21 protein-coding genes and 2 pseudogenes are annotated in these 21,403 nt (G+C 73.2%); 8 read left to right on the plus strand and 15 right to left on the minus strand.

Annotated elements, in window-relative coordinates:
• Positions 1-42: 42 nt before the first annotated feature.
• A complete protein-coding gene (locus tag AB0L34_RS14410) occupies positions 43-831 on the minus strand; it encodes a sporulation protein (RefSeq protein WP_357454006.1) in 789 nt (262 codons plus the stop codon).
• Positions 832-1,118: 287 nt separating this feature from the next.
• Between AB0L34_RS14410 and sigB the strand changes: the two genes are divergently transcribed.
• Both sigB and AB0L34_RS14420 read left to right on the plus strand, forming a co-directional pair.
• Entirely contained in the window at positions 1,119-2,108 is a 990-nt protein-coding gene (sigB, locus tag AB0L34_RS14415; protein ID WP_363704968.1) for an RNA polymerase sigma factor SigB, read from the plus strand.
• A gap of 100 nt (positions 2,109-2,208) precedes the next feature.
• Positions 2,209-2,616, plus strand: a complete 408-nt coding sequence (locus tag AB0L34_RS14420) for a VOC family protein (RefSeq protein WP_363704927.1) — start codon at positions 2,209-2,211, stop codon at positions 2,614-2,616.
• A gap of 5 nt (positions 2,617-2,621) precedes the next feature.
• On the opposite strand, the gene AB0L34_RS14425 is transcribed toward AB0L34_RS14420, so the two are convergent.
• From AB0L34_RS14425 to AB0L34_RS14435, 3 genes are all read right to left on the minus strand, one after another.
• On the minus strand, positions 2,622-5,177 hold the full coding sequence (locus AB0L34_RS14425; protein WP_363704929.1) for a GNAT family N-acetyltransferase: 2,556 nt from the start codon (positions 5,175-5,177) through the stop codon (positions 2,622-2,624).
• Positions 5,178-5,201: 24 nt separating this feature from the next.
• Entirely contained in the window at positions 5,202-6,383 is a 1,182-nt protein-coding gene (locus tag AB0L34_RS14430) for an acetoin utilization protein AcuC (protein WP_363704931.1), read from the minus strand.
• 178 nt (positions 6,384-6,561) lie between these two features.
• Positions 6,562-7,410: a sulfurtransferase gene (locus tag AB0L34_RS14435; RefSeq protein WP_363704933.1), complete on the minus strand. Its 849-nt coding sequence runs from the start codon at positions 7,408-7,410 to the stop codon at positions 6,562-6,564.
• Positions 7,411-7,565: 155 nt separating this feature from the next.
• Here AB0L34_RS14435 and AB0L34_RS14440 point away from each other — a divergent pair, with 155 nt between their 5' ends.
• Positions 7,566-8,261 carry a metal-dependent transcriptional regulator gene (locus AB0L34_RS14440; RefSeq protein WP_363704934.1) on the plus strand — a complete coding sequence of 232 codons (696 nt, stop codon included), beginning with the start codon at positions 7,566-7,568 and terminating at the stop codon, positions 8,259-8,261.
• 145 nt (positions 8,262-8,406) lie between these two features.
• On the opposite strand, the gene AB0L34_RS14445 is transcribed toward AB0L34_RS14440, so the two are convergent.
• From AB0L34_RS14445 to AB0L34_RS14455, 3 genes are all read right to left on the minus strand, one after another.
• Positions 8,407-8,958 (minus strand): hypothetical protein, encoded by a 552-nt coding sequence (locus tag AB0L34_RS14445; protein WP_363704936.1) that lies wholly within the window; start codon positions 8,956-8,958, stop codon positions 8,407-8,409.
• Between the two features lie 92 nt (positions 8,959-9,050).
• Positions 9,051-9,293 (minus strand): DUF5522 domain-containing protein, encoded by a 243-nt coding sequence (locus AB0L34_RS14450; protein ID WP_357454027.1) that lies wholly within the window; start codon positions 9,291-9,293, stop codon positions 9,051-9,053.
• A 20-nt stretch (positions 9,294-9,313) separates the two neighbouring features.
• On the minus strand, positions 9,314-10,303 hold the full coding sequence (locus tag AB0L34_RS14455; RefSeq protein ID WP_363704938.1) for an asparaginase: 990 nt from the start codon (positions 10,301-10,303) through the stop codon (positions 9,314-9,316).
• Positions 10,304-10,815: 512 nt separating this feature from the next.
• Here AB0L34_RS14455 and AB0L34_RS14460 point away from each other — a divergent pair.
• On the plus strand, positions 10,816-11,130 hold the full coding sequence (locus AB0L34_RS14460) for a TraR/DksA C4-type zinc finger protein (protein ID WP_350710945.1): 315 nt from the start codon (positions 10,816-10,818) through the stop codon (positions 11,128-11,130).
• A gap of 52 nt (positions 11,131-11,182) precedes the next feature.
• Here the strand turns inward: AB0L34_RS14460 and AB0L34_RS14465 are convergent, their stop codons facing one another.
• From AB0L34_RS14465 to AB0L34_RS14485, 5 genes and pseudogenes are all read right to left on the minus strand, one after another.
• Positions 11,183-12,118 carry a DUF2332 domain-containing protein gene (locus tag AB0L34_RS14465; protein ID WP_363704940.1) on the minus strand — a complete coding sequence of 312 codons (936 nt, stop codon included), beginning with the start codon at positions 12,116-12,118 and terminating at the stop codon, positions 11,183-11,185.
• 24 nt (positions 12,119-12,142) lie between these two features.
• Positions 12,143-12,322, minus strand: a complete 180-nt coding sequence (locus tag AB0L34_RS14470) for a hypothetical protein (RefSeq protein ID WP_363704942.1) — start codon at positions 12,320-12,322, stop codon at positions 12,143-12,145.
• Positions 12,322-12,537 (minus strand): annotated as a pseudogene (locus tag AB0L34_RS14475) (hypothetical protein); the annotation flags it as partial. The pseudogene AB0L34_RS14475 and the gene AB0L34_RS14470, both read right to left, overlap by 1 nt.
• Positions 12,534-12,713 carry a hypothetical protein gene (locus tag AB0L34_RS14480; protein WP_363704944.1) on the minus strand — a complete coding sequence of 60 codons (180 nt, stop codon included), beginning with the start codon at positions 12,711-12,713 and terminating at the stop codon, positions 12,534-12,536. The pseudogene AB0L34_RS14475 and the gene AB0L34_RS14480, both read right to left, overlap by 4 nt.
• Complete coding sequence (locus AB0L34_RS14485; RefSeq protein WP_363704946.1) at positions 12,710-12,898, minus strand: hypothetical protein; 189 nt, start codon at positions 12,896-12,898, stop codon at positions 12,710-12,712. The genes AB0L34_RS14480 and AB0L34_RS14485 overlap by 4 nt, the downstream gene beginning before the upstream one ends.
• Positions 12,899-13,043: 145 nt before the next feature.
• Between AB0L34_RS14485 and AB0L34_RS14490 the strand changes: the two genes are divergently transcribed.
• From AB0L34_RS14490 to AB0L34_RS14500, 3 genes and pseudogenes are all read left to right on the plus strand, one after another.
• The gene (locus AB0L34_RS14490; protein ID WP_363704948.1) at positions 13,044-13,886 is read left to right on the plus strand and encodes a helix-turn-helix transcriptional regulator; all 843 of its coding nucleotides are present in this window, start codon (positions 13,044-13,046) and stop codon (positions 13,884-13,886) included.
• A gap of 9 nt (positions 13,887-13,895) precedes the next feature.
• Positions 13,896-14,072, plus strand: a complete 177-nt coding sequence (locus AB0L34_RS14495) for a DUF397 domain-containing protein (protein WP_363704950.1) — start codon at positions 13,896-13,898, stop codon at positions 14,070-14,072.
• 24 nt (positions 14,073-14,096) lie between these two features.
• Positions 14,097-14,216 (plus strand): annotated as a pseudogene (locus AB0L34_RS14500) (DUF397 domain-containing protein); the annotation flags it as partial.
• Positions 14,217-14,777: 561 nt separating this feature from the next.
• Here AB0L34_RS14500 and AB0L34_RS14505 read toward each other — a convergent pair.
• Both AB0L34_RS14505 and nrdR read right to left on the minus strand, forming a co-directional pair.
• Complete coding sequence (locus AB0L34_RS14505) at positions 14,778-17,651, minus strand: vitamin B12-dependent ribonucleotide reductase (RefSeq protein WP_363704952.1); 2,874 nt, start codon at positions 17,649-17,651, stop codon at positions 14,778-14,780.
• Positions 17,652-17,720: 69 nt separating this feature from the next.
• Positions 17,721-18,221: a transcriptional regulator NrdR gene (gene nrdR, locus AB0L34_RS14510; protein ID WP_121395973.1), complete on the minus strand. Its 501-nt coding sequence runs from the start codon at positions 18,219-18,221 to the stop codon at positions 17,721-17,723.
• A 566-nt stretch (positions 18,222-18,787) separates the two neighbouring features.
• Between nrdR and lexA the strand changes: the two genes are divergently transcribed.
• Positions 18,788-19,570 carry a transcriptional repressor LexA gene (gene lexA, locus AB0L34_RS14515; protein ID WP_363704954.1) on the plus strand — a complete coding sequence of 261 codons (783 nt, stop codon included), beginning with the start codon at positions 18,788-18,790 and terminating at the stop codon, positions 19,568-19,570.
• A gap of 58 nt (positions 19,571-19,628) precedes the next feature.
• Here the strand turns inward: lexA and AB0L34_RS14520 are convergent, their stop codons facing one another.
• Positions 19,629-21,368 (minus strand): hypothetical protein, encoded by a 1,740-nt coding sequence (locus AB0L34_RS14520; RefSeq protein ID WP_363704956.1) that lies wholly within the window; start codon positions 21,366-21,368, stop codon positions 19,629-19,631.
• Between the last annotated feature and the right edge of the window lie 35 nt (positions 21,369-21,403).

Genomic DNA, 21,403 nt, shown 5'->3' on the forward strand with positions numbered 1-21,403 from the left:
GACCTCGTGATCCACCCGTCGTCGCCCCGACGGGTGGGCGGGTCAGGAGAAGAGCCCGCGGCGCTGGAGCGACTGGCGGATCCAGGCGTCGAGCTGGGCCGTCCAGTCGGTGCGCTCGGCGGTGGCGTGGTCGATGGTGAAGCGGCCGAAGGCGTCCCGGCCCTCGGTGAACAGGCCGCCGCGCTTGTCGAGTTCCAGCACCACCTGGATCTGCTGCGGGTCGGTGACGAAGGTGACCTCGAGCTGGTTGATCGCGCCGGCGTACTGCGGGGCGGGGCCGAACTCGATCTCCTGGTAGAAGGGCAGGCTCTGCCGCACGCCGTAGATGTGGCCGCGCTCCACGTCGGCCCGGGCGAACCGGAAGCCCAGCCGCAGGAACGCCTCCAGGATCCGCTGCTGGGACGGCAGCGGGTGCACCGCCACCGCGTCCAGGTCGCCCTTGTCGACGGCGCGGGCCACCTCCAGCTCCGTACGCAGCCCCATCGTCATCCCGTGCAGGTGCTGCCCGTACAGCTCGGTGAGCGGCGTCTCCCACGGCACGGCGAAGCGGAACGGGATGTCGTGGCGCTGGCCGGGCTCCAGCCGGAACGCGCCGGTCGCCGCCTGCCGGTGGAACTCCTGCGTGGTCTCGTAGTCGTTGTCGCCGCTCTCCACCTCGACCCGGGTGACCAGGCCCAGGGACACGTAGGAGATGTCGACGGGGTGCTCGCCGCCGGCCACGTGGACGACGCCCTCCAACTGGCCGCCGGGGCGGCAGTTCGGGTTCGCCAGGACCGTTTCCACCGACGGGCCACCCACGCCCATCGCCTGCATGAGCCGCTTGAAGACCACGACACCCTCCAAAACCCGTTCCGGTGCGCCGACGTCGCCGGCGGCGCCGGCCCCACTGGCCGACCGCTGGCACGGTAACCGCACGCCACAAGGAACCGTCGGCGACGACACGCGCACGGTGCGCAGGACCGGGACCTGATTCGTGTCGGGTCCCCGATCGCCTCACTCCCGTTTCACGCCCCGCCCGCCAAGCTGTGTGTCACACCGGCACCACTGGGCCGGAACGAGCGGCACAGACGTGGACACGGGGAGAAGACGAGATGGCCCTGCAGATGATGGAGCACCGGATGCGCCCGGCCGGCACCACCGAGGCCGACCACGCCACCGACACCCTGACCGACCTCGACGCCATGGACGAGCGCGGCGTCTCCACGGACCTGGTCCGGGCATACCTGAACGGGATCGGGCGGACGAAGCTGCTGACCGCCGCGCAGGAGGTCGACCTGGCCAAGCGGATCGAGGCCGGGCTGTTCGCCGAGGAGAAGCTGGCGACCTGCACCCCGGTCTCCGTCGAGCTGCGGGCCGACCTGGAGCTGATCGTCGCGCAGGGCCGGGCGGCGAAGAACCACCTGCTGGAGGCGAATCTCCGCCTGGTGGTCAGCATCGCCAAGCGCTACACCGGTCGCGGCATGCCGTTCCTCGACCTCATCCAGGAGGGCAACCTCGGCCTGATCCGCGCGGTCGAGAAGTTCGACTACGCCAAGGGCTACAAGTTCTCCACCTACGCCACCTGGTGGATCCGGCAGGCGATCACCCGCGCGATGGCCGACCAGGCCCGCACCATCCGCATCCCGGTGCACATGGTCGAGCAGGTCAACCGCATGGTCCGGGCCCGCCGCGAGCTGTCCGTCTCGCTGGGCCGCGAGCCCACGGTCGCCGAGGTCGCCCGGGCCATGGACATCCCGGAGTTCCAGGTGATCGAGCTGATCTCGTACGACCGGGAGCCGGTGAGCCTGGACCAGGCGGTCGGCGAGGACGGCGAGAGCGCGCTCGGTGACTTCGTGGCCGCGGTGGACCCGAGCGCCGAGCCGGGCGACGCCGCCGCGCAGGGCGAGCTGCGCAACGAGGTGAGCATCGTGCTGGCCACCCTCTCCCAGCGGGAGCAGGCGGTGATCCGGCTGCGGTTCGGTCTCGACGACGGCCGGCAGCGCACGCTCGACGAGGTCGGCCGGGAGTTCGGCCTGTCCCGGGAGCGGATCCGGCAGATCGAGAAGGTGACCCTGCTGAAGCTGCGCGACCCGGAGCGGGCGCAGCGCCTGGAAGCGTACGCCTGCTGACGTTCCCTGAGCCACGCGAGGCCCCGGCGGTTCGCCGGGGCCTCGCGTGCGTCCGGGCCGGGGTCCTTGACGTGGCCCGTCGGACGGGCTACCAACGGGTGTGAACTGGACTTTGGAAGTGGTGGTCGTACCGGTCTCCGACGTGGACCGGGCCAAGGCGTTCTACGCCGACCAGCTCGGCTTCGCCGTGGACCACGACACGGTGGTCGGCGCCGGCGCGCGGGTCGTGCAGCTCACCCCGCCCGGCTCCGGCTGCTCGATCGTGATCGGCGAGGGCGTGCTGCCGGACATGCCGCCGGGCTCGCTGAAGGGCCTCCAACTGGTCGTGCCCGACCTGCCCAGGGCCCGGGCCCAGCTGGTCGAGCGCGGCGTGGCGGTCAGCGAGATCCAGGTGGTGGGCGAGAACCCGCGCCCCGTGCCGGACCCGCTGGACAACGTCGGCTTCGTCTTCTTCACCGACCCGGACGGCAACGCCTGGGCGGTGCAGCAGATCTCCTCCCGGGCCTGACGCCCTTACAGGCGGCGGGGGCCGGTGTCGGGGCGGGCGACGGCGGAGCCGATGCGTACGGTGGCGTGCAGCACCGAGATGCCGTCGGGGCGGGCGAGCACCGGGTTGAGGGTGAGCGCGCGCACCCGGGGCTGCTCGTCGGCGAGCCGGCCGACGCGCAGCAGCAGGTCGGCCAGGGCCGCCCGGTCCACCGGCGCCGCGCCCCGGTGCCCGCGCAGCAGCGGCGCCGCCCGTGGCTCGTCGACCAGCTCGGCCGCGTCCAGGTCGGTCAGCGGCACCGCGCGCCAGGCCCGGTCGCCGAGCAGCTCGGTGGCGACGCCGCCCAGCCCGAAGCCGACCACCGGGCCGAACGCCGGGTCCTCGACCAGCTCGACCACGCAGGCCACGCCGGGCGGCACCATCGGCTGCACCAGGACCTCCGCGCCGAAGACCGCCGACATCTCCGCGTACGCGCGGTGGACCGTGGCGGCGTCGGGCAGGTCGAGCCGGACCGCGCCGAGGTCGAGCCGGTGCCGCAGGCCCGGGGCGGCGGCCTTGAGGGCCACCGGGAACCCGAGCCGGGTCGCCGCGTCGACGGCCTCCCCGGCGGACCGCACCGGCGCCGACTCGACCACGTCGATCCCGTACGCGGCGAGCAGCCCCACCGGGTCGAGGGCCTCGGGCCGCAGGGCCGCGTGCGCCGCCGCCCGGTCAACCCGGGGCAGCTCCGGCAGCAGGCCGGCCGGGCGGCGCAGCCAGTCGGCGTACGTGGCGACCCGGGCGAGGGCGCGGACGGCCTCCTCCACGCTCGGGTACGCGGGCACCCCGGCCGGCGCCCGGCCGACCAGGAACGTCGCCACGGTCGGCTTGCCGGCGGCGAGCGCGGCCGGCAGGGCGGCGGTGAAGTCCGCCTCGGTGTCGGTGAGCTGGCCGGGCAGCGGCGGGGCGAAGACCACCACCAGCGCGTCCACGCCCTCGTCGGCGGCGGTGTCGGCGAGCGCGGCGGCGAACTCGGCCGCCCCGGCGCGGGGCCCGACGTCGCGGGGGTAGCCGCGGGCGACGGTGAGCCCCTGCGCGGCGCAGGCGGTGGCCGCGAGCCCGGTCAGCGCCGAGGAGTTGCCGACCACGCCGACCCGCGGCCCGGCGGGCAGCGGCTGGTTGGCCAGCAGCACCCCGACGTCGAGCAGCTCGGCGACGGTGTCCACCCGGATCACCCCGGAGTGGGCGAACAGCGCGCCGACGGCGACCTCGTCCGGCCCCACGGAGTCGCCCACGCCCGGCGGGCGGGCCGGGGAGGCGAGCGCCACGACCGGCTTGTCCCGGCCGATCCGGCGGGCCAGCCGGGCGAACTTGCGCGGATTGCCGAAGGTCTCCAGGTACAACATGATCACGTCGGTGCCGGGGTCGTCCTGCCAGTACTGGAGCAGGTCGTTGCCGGAGACGTCGGCCCGGTTGCCGGCCGAGACGAAGCTGGACAGGCCCAGCCCGCGCCGGTCCGCCTCGGCCAGCAGCGCCACCCCGAACGCGCCGGACTGGCTGAAGATGCCCACCCGGCCGGGCACCGGCAGCCGCGGGGCGAGGGTGGCGTTGAGGCGTACGGTCGGGTCGGTGTTGGCCACCCCCAGGCAGTTCGGGCCGACGACGCGCATGCCCGCCGCGTGCGCCGCGCGGACCAGCGCGCGCTGCGCGGCCGCGCCGTCCGGGCCGGCCTCGGCGAAGCCCGCGGAGATCACCACCAGGGCGTGCGCGCCCGCGGCGGCGGCGTCGTCGACCGCCTCCCGCGCCGTCTCCGGCGGCACCGCCACCACGGCCAGGTCGACCGGCACGCCCGCGTCGGCCGCCGACGGGTACGCGGGCAGCCCGGCGACCGTCGCCGCGCTCGGGTGCACCGGCACCACCGCGCCGGTGTAGCCGCCGTCCCGCAGGTGCCCGAGCACCGCCGCGCCGACGCCCTGCCCGGTGGCGCTGGCACCGTAGACGGCGACGCCGCGCGGGGCGAGCAGCCGGGCGACGGAGCGGGCCTCGGTGCGGTGCTCGCGGCCGCGCTGCACCTCGAGCGTGGCGTCGGTGGGCGCGATGGGGAAGGTCAGGTGCACCACGCCGTCGGCGAACTGGCGCTGGAGCTGGTAGCCGAAGTCGGAGAAGACCCGCAGCATCGCGCCGTTGGCCGGGAGCACCTCGGCCACGAAGTTCGCGATGCCGGTCCGGCGGGCCGCGTCGGCCAGGTGCTCCAGCAGCACCGAGCCGATGCCCCGGCCCTGGTAGGCGTCCTCGACCACGAACGCCACCTCGGCCTCGGGCGCGTCGGGGCCGAGCCGCTCGTAGCGGCCGACGGCGACGATCCGGTCGCCGGCCAGCACCACGAACGCCTCCCGGTCGCGGTGGTCGACGTTGACGAAGCGGTGCAGGTCCCGCTCGGGGATGCGCGGGTACGGCGAGAAGTACCGCAGGTAGCGGGTGCGCTCGGAGAAGCGCGAGTGCATCGCGACGATCCCCGGCCCGTCCGACGGGCGGATCGGTCGCAACTGGACGGTGGTGCCGTCGCTGAGCAGCACGTCCACCGGTTGTTCCACCGTGGTCACCTGTGTGGTTCCTTCCGGCCCGGCTCAGTCGCGCGGGTCGTGCGGGTCGAGCCCGAACAGCGGGAAGGCCGTCTTGCGGGCCGCCGCGATCGCCCGGTCCACCGCGTTCGGCTCGCCGGTCGGCTGCCACGGCTCGTACGACGGGTCGACGTCGTCGGTCATCCGCAGCGGGATCTCCCGGCCCGGCCGGCGCGCGGCGGCCAGCTCCCGCCAGGCCGGCGGGGTCAGCGTGGCCGGCGCGATCGGCTCGCCCGTGGCCACGGCGAGCAGGTGCGTCCAGGCCCGCGGCACCACCTCGACCAGCGCGTACCCGCCGCCGCCGGTGGCCACCCAGCAGCCCTCGCACAGCTCGTCGGCGAGCGCCCGCAGGGCCAGGTAGGTGGCGCGCTGACCGTCGACGGAGAGGCGCAGGTCGGCGAGCGGGTCGAGCCGGTGCCCGTCGGCCCCGCACTGGGTCACCAGCACCTGCGGCCGGAACACGCGCAGCACCGACGGCACGACCGCGTGGAAGGCGCGCTGCCAGCCGGCGTCGTCCACGCCGGGCGGCAGCGGGACGTTGACGGCGCTGCCCACGGCGCCCGGCCCGCCGGTCTCGTCGGGGAAGCCGGTGCCCGGGAAGAGCGCCAGCGGCGTCTCGTGCAGGCTGACCGTCAGCACCCGCGGATCGTTCCAGAAGATCTGCTGCACCCCGTCGCCGTGGTGCACGTCCACGTCCACGTACGCGACCCGCTCGGCGCCGAGGTCGAGCAGGCGGGCGATGGCCACCGCCGGGTCGTTGTAGACGCAGAAGCCGGCGGCCCGGGCGGGCATCGCGTGGTGCAGCCCGCCCGCCACGTTGACCGCCCGCCGGGCCTCGCCCCGCCAGACCGCCTCGGCCGCGGCCACGCTCGCCCCGGCGACCAGCGCGCTCGACTCGTGCATCCCCGCGAAGACCGGGTTGTCCGAGGTGCCCAGCCCGAAGCCGGCGAAGAGCGGGTCGCGCGGGGCGTTCCGCACCGCGTCGAGGTAGCGCGGGTCGTGCACCCGGGTCAGCAGCGCGTCGTCGGCCGGCTCGGGCTTGACCAGCCGCACCCCGGGACGCGCCAGCACGCCGAGCTCGCGGGCCAACGCGACGGTCAGCTCCACCCGGACCGGGTCGAGGGGGTGATCCCCCATGTCGTAGGCGAGCAGGGACTCGTCCCACACCACCACCGTGTCCTCGGACATGGCCTCATCGTCGCACGCGCGCCCGCACGCCCCCAGCGCAGGCGCTGGGGGCGTGACCCGGCCTCGGCCTGCTCACGCGCCCTCGTGTCGCCCGGCGCACGTGCCGCTCGGCCGGCCGGCACCGGCTGGGTGTCGTCGACCGGGCCGTCGGCGGGCGTCGCCGGGGCGGGCGTGCCCCTCAGCCCTCCCCGGTGGCGACCGGCCGGGACGGGTCGGCGACCCAGTTGCTCCACGACCCGACGTAGAGCGCCGCGTCGGGCCGACCCGCCAGGTGCAGGGCGAGCACGGCCTGCGCGGCGGTCACCCCCGACCCGCAGTACGCCCCGACGGGGGCGCCCCCGGCCACCCCGGCGGCGGCGAACCGCGCGCGCAGCGCGTCGGCGGCCGGGAACCGGCCCTCGGCGACGTACTCGCCGGCGGGCAGGTTCACCGCGCCCGGGACGTGCCCGGCGACCGGGTCGATCGGCTCGGTCTCGCCCCGGTAGCGGGGCGCGGCGCGCACGTCCAGCAGGACGCCCTCGTCGGCGGCGGCCAGCCGGGCGGCCTCCCCCGCGTCGAGCACCGGCAGCGCGCCGGGGCGCACCTCGACGTCGCCCGGCGCCGGGGTCGGCTCCGCCGTGCTGGTGGGCAGTCCGGCGGCCCGCCACGCCGGGAAGCCGCCGTGCAGCAGGCGTACCGGCCGGTGGCCCGCCCAGCGCAGGGTCCACCAGGCGCGGGCGGCGGCCATGCCGTCGCCGCCGTCGTACACCACCACGGGGTGACCGGCGCGGACGCCGGCGGCCCGCAGCGCGGCCTGGAGCGCGGCCGGGTCGGGCAGCGGGTGCCGGCCGGCCGGGCCGGGCGGGCCGCAGAGCGCGGTGTCGAGGTCGACGAAGACCGCGCCGGGCAGGTGACCGGCGGCATAGTCGTCCCGGCCGGGCGGGCCCGTCAGGCGCCAGCGGACGTCGAGCAGGGTGGGCGGGTCGGCGTGGTCGAGCTCGGTCGCGAGCCGGTCGGCCTCGACCAGCAGCTCCTCGGTTCCGGACATGAGGTCAAGTCAACACCATCCGGGCCCGGGCCTCGCGGTTCGTCAAGGGTCGTTCGGCCTGCGTCGGGGTACCATCGTGGGCCGGAGGGCCGCTGATGTGAGGCATGATCTGGTCGGCACGACCGAGCCTGAAGTTACCTCCGCGGCAGGGAGGGATGAAGGTGTCTAAAACGGATCTGGTCGACACGACCGAGATGTACCTCAAGACCATCCTCGAGCTGGAGGAGGAGGGCGTGCCGCCCCTGCGCGCCCGGATCGCCGAGCGGCTGGGGCAGAGCGGGCCCACCGTCAGTCAGACCGTCGCCCGGATGGAGCGCGACGGCCTGCTCACCGTGGAGGGCGACCGGCACCTGGCGCTCACCCCGCACGGCCGCAGCACCGCCGTGTCGGTGATGCGCAAGCACCGGCTCGCCGAGTTGCTGCTGGTCAACGTGATCGGGATGCCCTACGAGGAGGCCCACGAGGAGGCCTGCCGGTGGGAGCACGTGATGAGCGACGCCGTTGAGAAGCGGGTCTACGACCTGCTCAACCGGCCGACCCGCTCGCCCTACGGCAACCCGATCCCGGGGCTGGAGGCGCTGGGCACCCCGGGGCCGGAGACCGCCGACGCCGTCGAGGGTGAGCGCAACCTGGCGTTCCCCGGCCTCTCCGGGCCGGTCGTGGTCCGGCGGATCTGCGAGAGCGTGCAGACCGACGCGGACGTGCTGCGGCAGTTGCACGCGGCCGGCGTCGACCCGGGCGCGACGGTGATGGTGGCGCAGGAGCGCGACGGGGTGTCGATCGACCGCTCCGGCGACCGCGTCCGCCTCCCCCGCGAGGTCGCCTCCCGCGTCTTCGTCGCCGCCCACTGACCCACTCCGCCCCCACCCCGCGCTCCCTGCCCCGGATTGGCTCGGCTCGGCGATCTTGCACTTTGTGCCCGGAAATATCCGACGCAAGGGACGGATCGGGGGCCGAAAGTGCAAGATCGCGGAGTGGGCGGAGTGGCGGCGCGGGTCAGATGGCGCGGATGTCGAGCTGCTTGGCCAGGGCGACGAGCGCGTCCGTGAGCTTGTCGGCGTCCGCCTTGGCCGTGTCGGCCGGAGTGGTGTAGCGGAGGGTGGCGAGGCGGCCCTCGGTGGCCAGCCAGCCCACCTCCGCGACCGGGCCGAAGGCACCCTTGGCCGAAAGGGTCCGCCGGTACGCCTTCTGGCCCAGCCCGGTGACCTTGCCCGCCTTCTCCGGCACCACGTCCGTGGTGAAGGTGGCCGCGTCGATCGACGCCTCGGTGACGATCAGCGTCAACTCCGGCAGGGTGGCCTGCTCGGCGCGGACCACGCAGGTGTGGCTGTCGCCCGTCTCGCTGGCGGCGGCGACGTCGAAGCGGACCCCCGCGTGCTGCTCGATCACGCCGAAGTCCAGCAGCCGGCACGCCCCGCCCGACGAGGCGGCCGCCACGTCGACCGCGATCGGCGCGGGAGGCGGCACCGCCACCGGTTCGGCCGCTTCCGCGCCGCAGCCCGTCGTCAGCAGTACGGCCACCCCGGCGCCCACGATCCGCCCCCGCACGACCACTCCTCCACAGTCCACCCCGACGTGTCCGCCGGACACCGTACGGCCTGCCCCGCCCCTCGCGGTAGCCCTCGATCAGCCGTTCGCCGTCAGTCGTCGACGTACGGGCAGTGCCGACAGCCGCGACCGCAGCAGGTGCCGCGCCGGGCCAGGAACCCCGCGCTCAGCACGAACAGGCCGGTGGCCGGGTCGAGGTAGCCGGCCTCACCGGCAGCCAGGGCGGCGGCGTGTGCGGCCAGGATCCGCTCCCGGTCCGGATGCTCCGGCGGCAGCCGGGACGGGTGTGGCTCGGTCAGCGGCCGGTCCGCCAGCGGTCGTCGCTCTCCGGTCACCGGCGCAGTCTAGAGAGCGGTCAGCCGTGCCGGGCCAGGGCGGCGGCGATCGCCTCCCGGCCCGCGCCGGCCGCGAGCAGCAGCCGCAGCAGCACCTTCGCCTTGTACGGGTCGAGCAGCCCACCGTCCAGCAGGCCCCGGCGGCGCAGGTCCGTCTCGGAGCCGACCGCGCCGTAGGTGTGCCGCAGCACCGAGCCGGCACCGGTGCGGGAGGTGAGCACCACCGGGATCCGTTCGGCCAGCGCCCCGAGCACCGGGGCCAGGACGGCTGGGACGTGCCCGACCCCGAAGGCGGCGACGACGAGCCCGTGGTGGGTGTCGGCGACCCGGTCGAGCAGCCCGCCGTCGTCGTCGAGCGTCACGGTGTGCAGCGCGACCCGGGTGGCGTCGAGCCGTGCCGGGTCGACCGGCGGCAGCGGCTCCCGGCGGGACGGGCGGGCCAGCACGCGTACGCGCCCCTCGACCACGTGCCCGACCGGGCCGGCGTTCGGCGAGGCGAACGTGCCGGTGCTGGTGCTGTGCGTCTTGCGTACCCAGCGGGCGGCGTGGATCTCGTCGGCGAACGCGACCAGCGCGCCCAGATCGCGCGCGGCGGGGGCCGCCGCCACGCGGGCCGCCGCGAGCAGGTTCGCCGGGCCGTCCGGGCCGGCCAGGGTCGGGTTGCGCATCGCGCCGGTGAGGACCAGCGGCGCGGCGTGCGGCCAGACCAGGTCGGCCAGGAACGCCGACTCCTCCAGCGTGTCCGTGCCCTGGGTGACCACCACACCGGTCACCCCGTCGGCCACCGCCCGCGAGGCGGCGTCGACCACGTCGAGCAGTTGGCGGTACGTCAGGTGCGCGCTCGGCACCGCGTGGGTGTCGCGGACCTCCAGCGGCAGGCCCAGCTCGTCGAGGCCCGGCACGGCGGCGGTGAGGTCCGCGCCGGTCAGCCGGGTGACCACCCCGGCCCGGCCGGGGTCCACCCCGCCCATCGCGATCGTGCCGCCGAGGGTGAACAGGGCGATGGACACGCCGGGCCTCCCGTCCGCCGCCGTGGAAGGCGGCCCGCAAGAACGTACCCTCCGGGTCGGACAACCGGTGGCGCCGGTCTGCGGGCGGTCCCGCCGGCGCTGGTGGTTCCGACGGCGACGGGGTCGTCCTGCTCCGCCACCAGCGCGTCCACGACTGACGAGCGGCCCGGTCGGGTGAGGCTGGTTTCCGCGCGGACGGAAGCACGTTGGTTTTCCGTTCCGCCCGGCCTATGGTGGCTCCATGTGTTCGTTCGGTCAGCAGAGGAGCACCGCCGTCGTGGTGACGGCGGCGTCGGCTGCTGCCCGTCGGCGTGCCCTGTCGGTGACCGTCGAGACCCGGGTGGTGCGATCCGCGGTCGCGCCGTCGCCTGCCGGCGCGGTGGCCTCCGGACTGCCGAGCCCCGTCCCCGCCGGACGTAGCCCTCCGTGAACCGCTTGCAACTGTGCGAACGGCCACCAGGGCGAAGCTTCTCAAGCTTCGGCCCTTTCTTTTTTTCAGAGGGAGCTACGCCATGACCACGCACACCCAGCCGGACCAGCAGTGGCTCGATGAGCTGCGGGCGACACTGACGACCGACTTCGAGGCGCAGACCGTCCGGCTCACGCAGCTGACGGCCGACACCGGCGACCCGGGCGAGGCGCACACCCAGAGCGCGATGATCGCCGCGACCCGGCAGAGCCTGGACCAGATCACCGGGGCGCTGCGGCGCATCGCCGACGGCCGCTACGGCATCTGCGAGAAGTGCGAGGCGCCGATCCCGCGGGAGCGCCTGGAGGTGCTGCCGCACGCCCGCTTCTGCGTGCCTTGCCAGCAGAAGCAGTACTGACGGACGGGGGCCAGGGCTGCCTCGTCGGCGGAGGCAGCCCTGGCCGCCGGGGTCAACCCCACCAGGTCATCGCCTGGCCGTGCGTGCGGGTCCAGGCGAGGGGCACGCCGTCGAGCGACAGCACGTTGTGCAGCGCCTCGCCCGGTTCCTCGGGCAGCGCGTCGTGGGGCAGCACGGCCGGCGTCTCGTTCGCGATCCAGTGGCCGGGCAGTCCGCGTACCAGCTTGGTGAACGCTGCCCGGCGCGGCGCCGGCACCTGGTAGAGCACGGAGGTGTGGAACACCACCAGCGTCGCGCCGGGCGGCGCCTGCGCGGCCAGTGCGGGCAGGTCGTCCACCAGGTCGCCGCGCGCGAGCAGCGGCGGGTCGGTCGCGGCGACGGTCGCGGCGGCCCGCAGCCGGGCGCGGCGGTGCGAGTGCTCCGGCCAGATGAGCGCGTCGAGCCAGGCGACGTCCGCCGGGTCGGTGACCCGCAGCGGGTTCAGGTCCAGGCCGGCCCGCCACACCACCTCGGGTAGCCGGTCCGGTGGCGCGGTGCCGGTGAGCGCGCAGTCGAGGACCGGCTCGCCCGTGCCGAGCAGGTGGTCGCCGTAGCGGTAGGCGTACCGGTCGGGGTAGAGGCAGAGCCCGGCGGACGCGCCGACCTCCAGCAGCGCCAGCGGCTGCGGCAGCGCGGCGAGCACCGGCAGCAGGACGGCACACCGCCCGGGCTCGTTCGTCTGGACGGCCCGGGCGCGCAGTTCCGCCTCGATCGCCGGCCAGTTCGTCAGCGTGAAGTCGTGGAACGCGGCCGGGTCGTCGACGGGCCCGCCGAGCAGTCGTACGACACCGAACAGCAGGTTCGGCTGCCGCTTGGCCGGCGGGAGCGTTTCGACCAGCGCGAGAAGTTCCTCGTCACGGGAGGCCGCGAGGGAGAGGCGCTCGTAGGTCGGCGACACGCCCCGCGCCTCACGGGTGCCGAACTCGACGTAGCTCTCGGTGATCGTCATGTCCCGATGATGGCGGTCGACGCCTCACGGTGTCGTCCCCTGACGCGGCTTCCGGCACCGCGAGATCTCCTCCAGGTGCTGGCGCTGGTGCTGCCGCACCATCTCGTCCCAGACCTCCTGGTCGTAGTCCGGGTCGGGCGGGATCCACTTGTGGGAGCCGTCGCTGTAGTGGAAGCGCTCGTCGCCGCGCCGGATCACGCTCACCGCACCCACCCGAGGAAGCGCCGGTGCAGCAGCCCGGCGGGAACCCAGGTCAGGTCCTCGGCCGCCCAGACCAGGTAGGACGCCATGTAGAGGGCCAACAACACCGGCGCACCCTCGAACTCGGCGTGCAGTTCCCTGCGCCGGGTCTGACACGGCCAGGGCGCGTCGCAGCCGCCGCAGGTCCACAACGGAAGGACCGGGCCGTGGGTGGTCACCGCAGGCCGTCCAGGAAGCGCCGGGTGGCGACGCGAGCATGCCAGCGGGACGCCCAGTCCGCCTGATAGCAGGGGTACGGCGCGAGCCGCGCCCACCACCAACGACACCCGACGCACAGGCCGTCGACGCCGGGCAGATGCACCGACAGGATCCGCCCGACCTGATCCTCCGTCACTGCTGCTCCTCCCCCGGCCAGTGACCTCGACGTATCGGTGTGCGGTGGCGGGCCCGGCAGGGCAACTCCGACCCACACCGGCAGACCCGACGCCACCGCCGCCAGGACCAGACCGGCCGGTGCCGACGGGCCAGGGTGAGCGCCACCGCCAGCAGGTAGTCGTCGTACGACACACGCCTTGGCATCCGAACTCCTGGCAATCGTCACGTCACGCTGCGCATGCGCCGCTGATTTTGCGCGCGCATTTTTAGATGGTCAAGCACAGCGGGCCAGAAAGGCTGCGCGTGTTGGGCGAGCCGAAGCGGAGACATCGACGGCAGAATGACCGCCATGGAGAGTCCGACCTTCGTTCGCTTCCAGCTCGGCGCACAGCTCCGCCGGGTTCGCGAGGACGCCAATGTGACCGCCGAGCAGGCTGCCGAGGTCATCGAGGTGTCGGCCAGCACGTTGCGGCGCATCGAGGCTGGGCGGGTCGGAATCAAGGGGCCGGCGCTCAACGCCCTGCTGGATCGCTACGGCGTCACCGACGCCGAACTGCGCGACACACTTCTGTCCATGGCCAAGAGCGGCAAGCAGCGGGGCTGGTGGGCCAGGTACGGCGACCTGCCATCGTCATACCGCCAGTACATCGGCTTGGAGTCCGCCGCCGAGGAGGTACACAACTTCGAGACGCTGGTCGTGCCGGGGTTGCTCCAGACGGCGGATTATGCGCGGGCGTTGACCAGCGCGGACGCCATCGAGCGCTCACCCGAGGCGGTCGAGCGCCGAGTCGCCGTCCGCATGAAGCGCCAAGAGCTGATCGCGTCAGGGAAGTTGCGCCTCCTGGCCGTGCTCGATGAGGCGGTGCTGCGCCGGCAGATCGGCGGCGCAGCAGTCATGGCCGACCAGCTCACTGCCCTGCTCGACGCCGCCAAACGGTGGAACGTCACGGTCCAGGTGATCCCGTTTCGGGAGGGTGCCCATGCCTCCATGGTGTCGAGCTTCCACATCCTGAACTTCGCGGACGGCCCCCGCGTGGTCTACATCGAGGGCATCACCGGCGACCTCTACGCGGAAGGTGAGGACGTGCGCCGCTGTACCGTGGTGTTCAACAGCCTGCGCGCCGCAGCCTTGTCACCCAGCGACTCGACCGCGATGATCGAGGAGATCCGCAGCGCGAGGCGCAAAGAGTAGGAGGCGCACGTGGACTCGCAGTGGCGCAAGAGCACCCGCAGTGGCGGCGACGGCGCCTGCGTCGAGACCCGGTACGTCGATGGTGTGGCCCAGGTCCGAGACAGCAAGAGCCAGCAGGGGCCGGTGCTCTCCTTCTCCCGCGATCGGTGGATGACGTTCGTCAACTCGTTGAAGCGCCGAGGCTGATTACACGTCCTCGAAGGAGTGATCATGAGGACGCCGAATCGCCAGGTCTGGCGCAAGTCGACCTACGGCGACAACAACGGCGGCGCATGCGTCGAGGTCGTCGCCAGCGGCCCTGGGATTTTCGTCCGGGACAGCAAGGATCCGAACCGGCATACCTCCGCGCGGTGAAGCGACCGCGCTTGTACGGGCCTGGCGAGTTGGCCGCCTTGTTCGGCGTGTCACGGCAACGGGTTCTACAGATCACCCGCAGGCCCGGCTTTCCTGAGCCTGTCGCCCGCCTGATCGGGACGACCATCTGGGACGCGGACGAGGTAGACGAGTGGGCTCGACACAATCGCCCGCCCCGCCCGACCGAGGGTGACGAGGACCGCTGACGAGGCATCCCGATCACGGACCGGAGAGGTGAGTCCCTCGCCCTACGGTCGCACCCGACGGGGCAGAGACTCGCCACAGTTGCAGCAGGTCAACTACGGCAGGCCGGTTCGTTATTCGGCTTGCTATCGATGAGTTGTCGGCGCTGCCGCTGGTTGTACTGCCGCGGTTGATTGCCTCAGTCGTGCCATGGCAGTTGGACCGGCTGTTGCGGATGAGGCCGGCCAGGATTTCGGCCAGCAGTTGAGCGAGCCCGAATGGGTAGATGGTGTCGGTGGCGGAAAGGAACGAGCCCCGGGCGTGGGAACGCCCGGGGCTCATCGCGGTCGTACGTCAGCTGCAGCCGCTGGTGGAGCCGCAGCCCTCGCAGACGTAGCAGCTACCGGCCGGACGCATCTTCGTACCGCAGGTGAAGCAGAGCGGTGCGTCGGCGGCCTTGCCGATCACGGCCTCCAGCAGCTCCGTGCTGGAACCCACGGACGGCGCCGGCTTGACGGCGGCGACGTCCGCGACTTCCTGCGCCGGCTGCGCGATCGGCCCGGTCTTGGGCTCGGTCGGTGCTTCGACCGGGGCGGAGGCGGCCATCGCGGTGAGGTCCGCACCGTTCGCCTCCGCCTCCGCCTCGGCCGCGAGCTGGGCGGCCCGCTCCTTGGCGGTGAAGATGCCCAGCTCCGCGCGGCGCTCGTACGGCAGGAAGTCCAGCGCCAGGCGACGGAAGATGTAGTCCATCACCGAGGCGGCCATCCGCACGTCCGGGTCGTCGGTCATGCCGGCCGGCTCGAAGCGCATGTTGGTGAACTTGCTGACGTACGTCTCCAGCGGGACGCCGTACTGGAGACCGATGGAGATGGCCACCGAGAAGGCGTCCATCACGCCGGCCAGGGTCGAGCCCTGCTTCGACATCTTGAGGAAGACCTCGCCGAGGCCGTCGTCCGGGTAGGACGACGCGGTGAGGTAGCCCTCGGCGCCGCCGACCGAGAAGGAGATCGTCTCCGACGGGCGCTTCTTCGGCAGCCGCTTGCGCACCGGGCGGTACTCGACGACCTTCTCGACGACCTTCTCCACCTCGGCGGGGGCGGCCTCGGTGGCCTTGTTGGACTTCGCCACCGAGAGCGGCTGGCCGACCTTGCAGTTGTCCCGGTAGATCGCCAGCGCCTTGAGGCCGAGCTTCCAGCCCTCGAAGTAGATCTTCTCGACGTCCTCGACGGTGGCCGCCTCCGGCATGTTGACCGTCTTGGAGATCGCGCCGGAGACGAACGGCTGGATGGCCGCCATCATCCGCACGTGACCCATCGGGGCGATGGACCGCTCGCCCATCGCGCAGTCGAAGACCGGGTAGTGCTCCGGCTTGAGGCCGGGGGCGTCCACCACGTGGCCGTGGTCGGCGATGTGCTCGACGATCGCCTCGACCTGCTCCTCCGGGTAGCCGAGGCTGCGCAGGGCGCGCGGCACGGTCTGGTTGACGATCTGCATCGAGCCGCCGCCGACCAGCTTCTTGAACTTGACCAGCGCCAGGTCCGGCTCCACGCCGGTCGTGTCGCAGTCCATCATGAAGCCGATGGTGCCGGTCGGCGCGAGGACGCTCGCCTGCGAGTTGCGCCAGCCGTTCTTGTCACCGATCTTGTTGCCCAGGGTCCACTGCTTCGTGGCCTCCCGCTGGATCGCGGTGGCAACGGTGCCGGCCGGCTTGATCGCGTCGTTGGCGGCGGCGTGCTTGCGCATGACCCGCTTGTGCGGCTCGGCGTTGCGGGCGTAGCCGTCGTACGGGCCGACGACGCCGGCCAGCTCGGCGGAGCGGCGGTAGGCCGTGCCGGTCATCAGCGAGGTGATCGCCGCGGCGACCGAGCGGCCCTGCTCCGAGTCGTACGGCAGGCCCGACGCCATCAGCAGGGCGCCGAGGTTGGCGTAGCCGATGCCCAGCTGCCGGTAGGCGCGGGACGTCTCGCCGATCTTCTCGGTCGGGAAGTCGGCGAAGCAGATCGAGATGTCCATCGCGGTGATGACGAACTCGACGCTCTTGACGAACTTCTCCACCTCGAAGCCGCCGTCGGCGCGGAGGAACTTCATCAGGTTCAGCGAGGCCAGGTTGCACGAGGAGTTGTCCAGGTGCAGGTACTCCGAGCACGGGTTCGACGCGGTGATCCGCCCGGTCTCCGGGCAGGTGTGCCAGTCGTTGATCGTGTCGTCGTACTGGAGGCCGGGGTCGGCGCACTCCCAGGCGGCCTGGGAGATGGAGCGGAACAGGTTCTTGGCGTCGATGGTCTCGATCACCGCGCCGTCGAGCCGGCCGCGCAGGTCGAAGCCGCCGCCGTTCTCGACGGCGGTCATGAACTCGTCGGAGACGCGGACCGAGTTGTTGGCGTTCTGGTACTGCACGCTGACGATGTCGGCGCCGCCCAGGTCCATGTCGAACCCGGCGTCGCGCAGCGCGCGGATCTTGTCCTCCTCGCGCGCCTTGGTGACCACGAACTCCTGGATGTCCGGGTGGTCCACGTCGAGGATGACCATCTTCGCCGCGCGCCGCGTGGCGCCGCCGGACTTGATGGTGCCGGCGGAGGCGTCCGCGCCGCGCATGAAGCTGACCGGGCCGGAGGCGTTGCCGCCGGAGGAGAGCAGCTCGCGGGAGGAGCGGATCCGGGACAGGTTGACGCCGGAGCCGGAGCCGCCCTTGAAGATCAGCCCCTCCTCCTTGTACCAGTCGAGGATGGAGTCCATCGAGTCGTCGACGGCCAGGATGAAGCAGGCGCTGACCTGCTGCGGCGAGGGCGTGCCGACGTTGAACCAGACCGGCGAGTTGAAGCTGAACACCTGGTGCAGCAGCATCCAGGTCAGCTCGTGGGCGAAGACCTCGGCGTCGGCCTGGCTGGCGAAGTAGCCGTACTCCTCACCGGCGGTGCGGTAGGTGGTGACCACCCGGTCGATCAGCTGCTTGAGCGACCACTCCCGCTCCGGGGTGCCCACCGCGCCCCGGAAGTACTTGGTGGTCACGATGTTCGCCGCGTTGACGCTCCACGACTCCGGGAACTCGACCCCGCGCTGCTCGAAGTTGACCGAGCCGTCGCGCCAGTTCGTCATCACGACGTCGCGGCGCTCCCAGGCGACCTCGTCGTAGGGGTGCACCCCCTCGGTCGTCCAGACCCGCTCGACCTTGAGCCCCGCGCCGGCCTTGCTCCGTGCCCTGCTCGTCGTCACACCATCCCCCGACATCTCATCCGCCCCCTCGTCCGCGCGGCCACCTCGCCACGCGATCCGACTGTCATCAACTGCGAAAAAACTTCAACTGGTACGGCCGGCGGCCTCGGCCGCGTCGGCCCCGGCGCCCTCCCGGGCGCGTGCGGCGGCCCGCAGCGTCTCGATCTCCCGCTCGAAGTCGGCGAGCGAGTCGAACGACCGGTAGACGCTGGCGAACCGCATGTAGGCGACCTCGTCCAGGTCCCGCAGCGGGCCCAGGATGGCCAGCCCCACCTCGTGGCTGGGGATCTCGGCGGCCCCCTTGGCCCGGACGGTCTCCTCGACCTTCTGCGCGAGCAGCGCGATCGAGTCGTCGTCCACCGGCCGGCCCTGGCACGCCTTGCGCACCCCGCCGATGATCTTCGTGCGGCTGAACGGCTCGGTGACCCCGCTGCGCTTGACGACCGCGAGGACCGCCTCCTCCACCGTGGTGAACCGCTTCCCGCACTCCGGGCAGGACCGCCGACGGCGGATCAACTGGCCGTCGTCGGCCTCCCGCGAGTCGACCACCCGGGAGTCCGCGTGCCGGCAGTACGGACACCGCATCGGCCCGACCTCCTTCATCGACTGCGGGCACGCCGACCGCTCTCCGGGCACGCGTCAGCGCGACGGAGCCATCTGTCGATGGTCTTCGCCGTGTCGACGGTACGGGAGTGCGGTCGGTAGTCGGACCCAACCTGTAGGCGACTTACGCCCGTGTGACTACTACATCTAGGGGTCGACCGTATGCCGCCGACGATCCGCGGTCAAGTTGAGCGGCGTGTCCGGCGCGTCACCGCCATCCGGAGTCGACCGGCCGGCGCGGCCCGCCGCAGAACCAACTGTCCGGCGCCTCCCGGGGTTATTCGTCCGGTCGCGGCGAAACGCCGCCGATCGGGCAGGCGTCGAACACCCGTTCGACCCGACGTACCATTTATCAGAACGCGAGTACGAGCAGGGGCGCTTTTCACCCCGACACGCCGAGGTGATGTCGTACAGACGTTTGAAAATGACCGATCTCACCTATACGGTCATGAACAACCGGGCGCGGATCGTTCCGCCACCGGTCACCACGCACCGCCGCACGCACCACGAGCCGCCAAGGCACCCAGCGCCGACCAGGGAGGACGGACGTGACCGAGGACCGGGCCAGCCGGCCGAAGAGCCCGCAGCAGATCACCGAGGCGGGCCCGCCGGCCACCCGACGCCGGAGCGCCGCGCGCAGCCGGGCCGGGCAGCCCGCCGTGCGCCCGGTCACCCCGGTGGTGAGCGCCTTCCCCGACCCGGCGACGGTGGATCTCACCGCCCGGCAGCGGCGGATCCTGGAGTTCATCCGCACCTGGGTGGACCGGCACGGCTATCCGCCGAGCGTGCGCGAGATCGGCGAGGCGGTCGGCCTGGTGTCGCCGTCCAGCGTCGCCTACCAGCTCAAGGAGCTGGAGAAGAAGGGCTTCCTGCGCCGCGACCCCAACCGGCCGCGTGCCGTGGACGTCCGGGCCCCCAACGACGTCGACGACGAGCTGACCCGCTCGCAGCGCCCCGCCCCGGCGTACGTGCCGATGCTGGGCCGGATCGCGGCCGGTGGCCCGATCCTGGCCGAGCAGGCCGTGGAGGACATCTTCCCCCTTCCCCGCGAGCTGGTGGGTGAGGGCGAGGTCTTCATGCTCCAGGTCAAGGGCGACTCGATGCTCGACGCGGCGATCTGCGACGGCGACTGGGTCGTGGTCCGGCAGCAGCCGACCGCCGAGTCCGGCGACATCGTCGCCGCGATGCTCGACGGCGAGGCGACGGTCAAGACCTACCGCCGCCGTGACGGGCACGTCTGGCTCATGCCGCAGAACCCGGCCTTCGACCCGATTCCCGGCGACGACGCGACCATCATGGGCCGGGTCGTCGCGGTGCTGCGCCGCATCTGACCCCGTGACGCCTCCGGAGCGGTCGCCGACGGCGGCCCCCGGAGGCCGCCCGGGGACGTCAGTAGCGGTCGCCCCGGTAGCCGCGGCCGCCGCCCGGCGCGTGGCCGTTGGGGCCGCCGCGGCCGTCGTCGTAGCCCTGGTCGCGCCGGCGGGCCGGCCGCTGGCCGCGAGGATCCTGCTCGCCGCCGCGACGGGGCGGCTCCGCCCGGCCTCCGCCGCCGTAGACGCCGGGGCCCGGTTGGCCCCCGCCGCCGTAGACGCCACCACCGGGACGGCCGCCGCCACCCTGCCGGCCACCGCCGCCACCGCCTGCCGGAGCACCGGGGCCCGGCGGCCGGCCGCCACCGTAGGCGCCACCACCACCGCCGCCGGCCGGGCGACCGCCACCGCCACCACCGCCGCCCGGGCGACCGCCACCGTAGACCGGGCCGCCGGCCGGGCGGGCACCGCCGTAGACCCCGCCGCCGGCCGGCGCGGCCCCGCCGCGACCACCGCCGGCCGGGACCGCCCCGCCCCGCCCGCCACCGGGCGCACCGCCGTAGACGCCACCGGAGGGCGCGCCACCGTAGACGCCGCCCCGCGCCCGGTCGCCCGGCGGCAGGAAGTCGTCGTCCGCCGGGCCCCGCGGGCCGTCGGCGAGGTCGTCGCGGTCCGGCTCGTCGGCGTCCCGGCGCGGGGTGGCCGGTCTGCGCCGGGCCCGCAGGATGCCGAAGACGCCGGCGGCCACCATCAGCGCGCCGATCACGCCGACCGCGGCGATGATGTACGTGATGTCGCTCAGGCTCAGGCCGTCGAGCCACGACTGCCCGGCCGCCTTCTTCGGCCCGTCGCCCTCGCCGGCGATCGGCTTCGCGCCCTCGGCGGACGGGGTGTAGCTGAGGATCTCCACCGGCTCGGCCTCGTCGAGCTGGCCGCCGTCGGAGACGGTGAGGAACGTCTTGCCGTCCGGGGTGTAGGCGATCGCCTCACCGAACGGATCGGTCAGCGCCGTCACCCGGGGTTTGGTGGAGGTCAGGGCCGCCACGATGTCGCCGCCGGACACGTCGTACTCGAAGGCGTCGGCGTAGGTGCGCACCACCACCCGGGACCCGTCGGGGGAACGGGCGGCTCCGGTGATCGCCACGCGGCCCGGAGCGCCGAGCCGGTTGTCCGTGTCCGTCCTCGGCAGGGCGATCTCGCCGACCTTCTTCATCGGCACCGCCTCGGTGTCCCCGCTCTTCATCTTCGCGGCGGGGGTGAAGATCTGCGCCTTGCCCGACATCACCTTGGTGATGATCAGCGGGTTGCCGTCGTCGCCGATGAGCAACGCCTCGGCGTCGTGCGGCTTGCCCTCGGGGTAGGAGAGCCGGTGCAGCACCGGCCGCTTGGACCCGTTGACCGGCATGCTCCACAGCGCCACCCGCTCGCGGCGCTCGCGGCTGGTGACGTTGTCACCGGTGTCGGCGATCCACAGGGTCTGGCCGTTCGGCGAGAGCGCCAGGTCCTCCGTGTCGAACGGCCCCTGCCCCGAATAGCGGACCGGCTCCTTCGAGATCTCGCACTTGGCGTCGAGGAAGAAGACCCGCTTGCGGCTCTCCACCTCGGTGCCGTCGTTGATCACGATGTAGCCGCTCTTGGTGGCCACCAGGCCGGACAGCTCGCGCAGCCGCTCGTCGGTCACCGTGCACCGCTTCTTGCCGGCGGCGGCCGTGAGCGGGGAGGAGGCCGAGGCGGGCGCCGCCAGGGCGACCCCCGCACACGCCACGGTCGCCCCCAGCAAGCCGAGGGCGACCGTGACCGAAGAAACAGTGCGGCGCATTGAATCAGTGTCGCATGCCGCAGGTTTCCGCCGGG

It is taken from the genome of Micromonospora sp. NPDC052213 (assembly GCF_040679695.1).
Classification (GTDB): domain Bacteria; phylum Actinomycetota; class Actinomycetes; order Mycobacteriales; family Micromonosporaceae; genus Micromonospora.

What these genes read in the sequence shown, in the direction of transcription:
- sigB (WP_363704968.1), top strand. Translation starts at nt 1,119, where the DNA reads ATGCGCCCGGCCGGCACCACCGAGGCCGACCACGCCACCGACACCCTG.
- AB0L34_RS14435 (WP_363704933.1), bottom strand. Translation starts at nt 7,410, where the DNA reads ATGTCCGGAACCGAGGAGCTGCTGGTCGAGGCCGACCGGCTCGCGACC.
- AB0L34_RS14440 (WP_363704934.1), top strand. Translation starts at nt 7,566, where the DNA reads ATGAAGGTGTCTAAAACGGATCTGGTCGACACGACCGAGATGTACCTC.
- AB0L34_RS14430 (WP_363704931.1), bottom strand. Translation starts at nt 6,383, where the DNA reads ATGTCCGAGGACACGGTGGTGGTGTGGGACGAGTCCCTGCTCGCCTAC.
- AB0L34_RS14490 (WP_363704948.1), top strand. Translation starts at nt 13,044, where the DNA reads ATGGAGAGTCCGACCTTCGTTCGCTTCCAGCTCGGCGCACAGCTCCGC.
- AB0L34_RS14520 (WP_363704956.1), bottom strand. Translation starts at nt 21,368, where the DNA reads ATGCGCCGCACTGTTTCTTCGGTCACGGTCGCCCTCGGCTTGCTGGGG.
- AB0L34_RS14505 (WP_363704952.1), bottom strand. Translation starts at nt 17,651, where the DNA reads ATGTCGGGGGATGGTGTGACGACGAGCAGGGCACGGAGCAAGGCCGGC.
- nrdR (WP_121395973.1), bottom strand. Translation starts at nt 18,221, where the DNA reads ATGCGGTGTCCGTACTGCCGGCACGCGGACTCCCGGGTGGTCGACTCG.
- AB0L34_RS14460 (WP_350710945.1), top strand. Translation starts at nt 10,816, where the DNA reads ATGACCACGCACACCCAGCCGGACCAGCAGTGGCTCGATGAGCTGCGG.
- AB0L34_RS14465 (WP_363704940.1), bottom strand. Translation starts at nt 12,118, where the DNA reads ATGACGATCACCGAGAGCTACGTCGAGTTCGGCACCCGTGAGGCGCGG.
- AB0L34_RS14485 (WP_363704946.1), bottom strand. Translation starts at nt 12,898, where the DNA reads ATGCCAAGGCGTGTGTCGTACGACGACTACCTGCTGGCGGTGGCGCTC.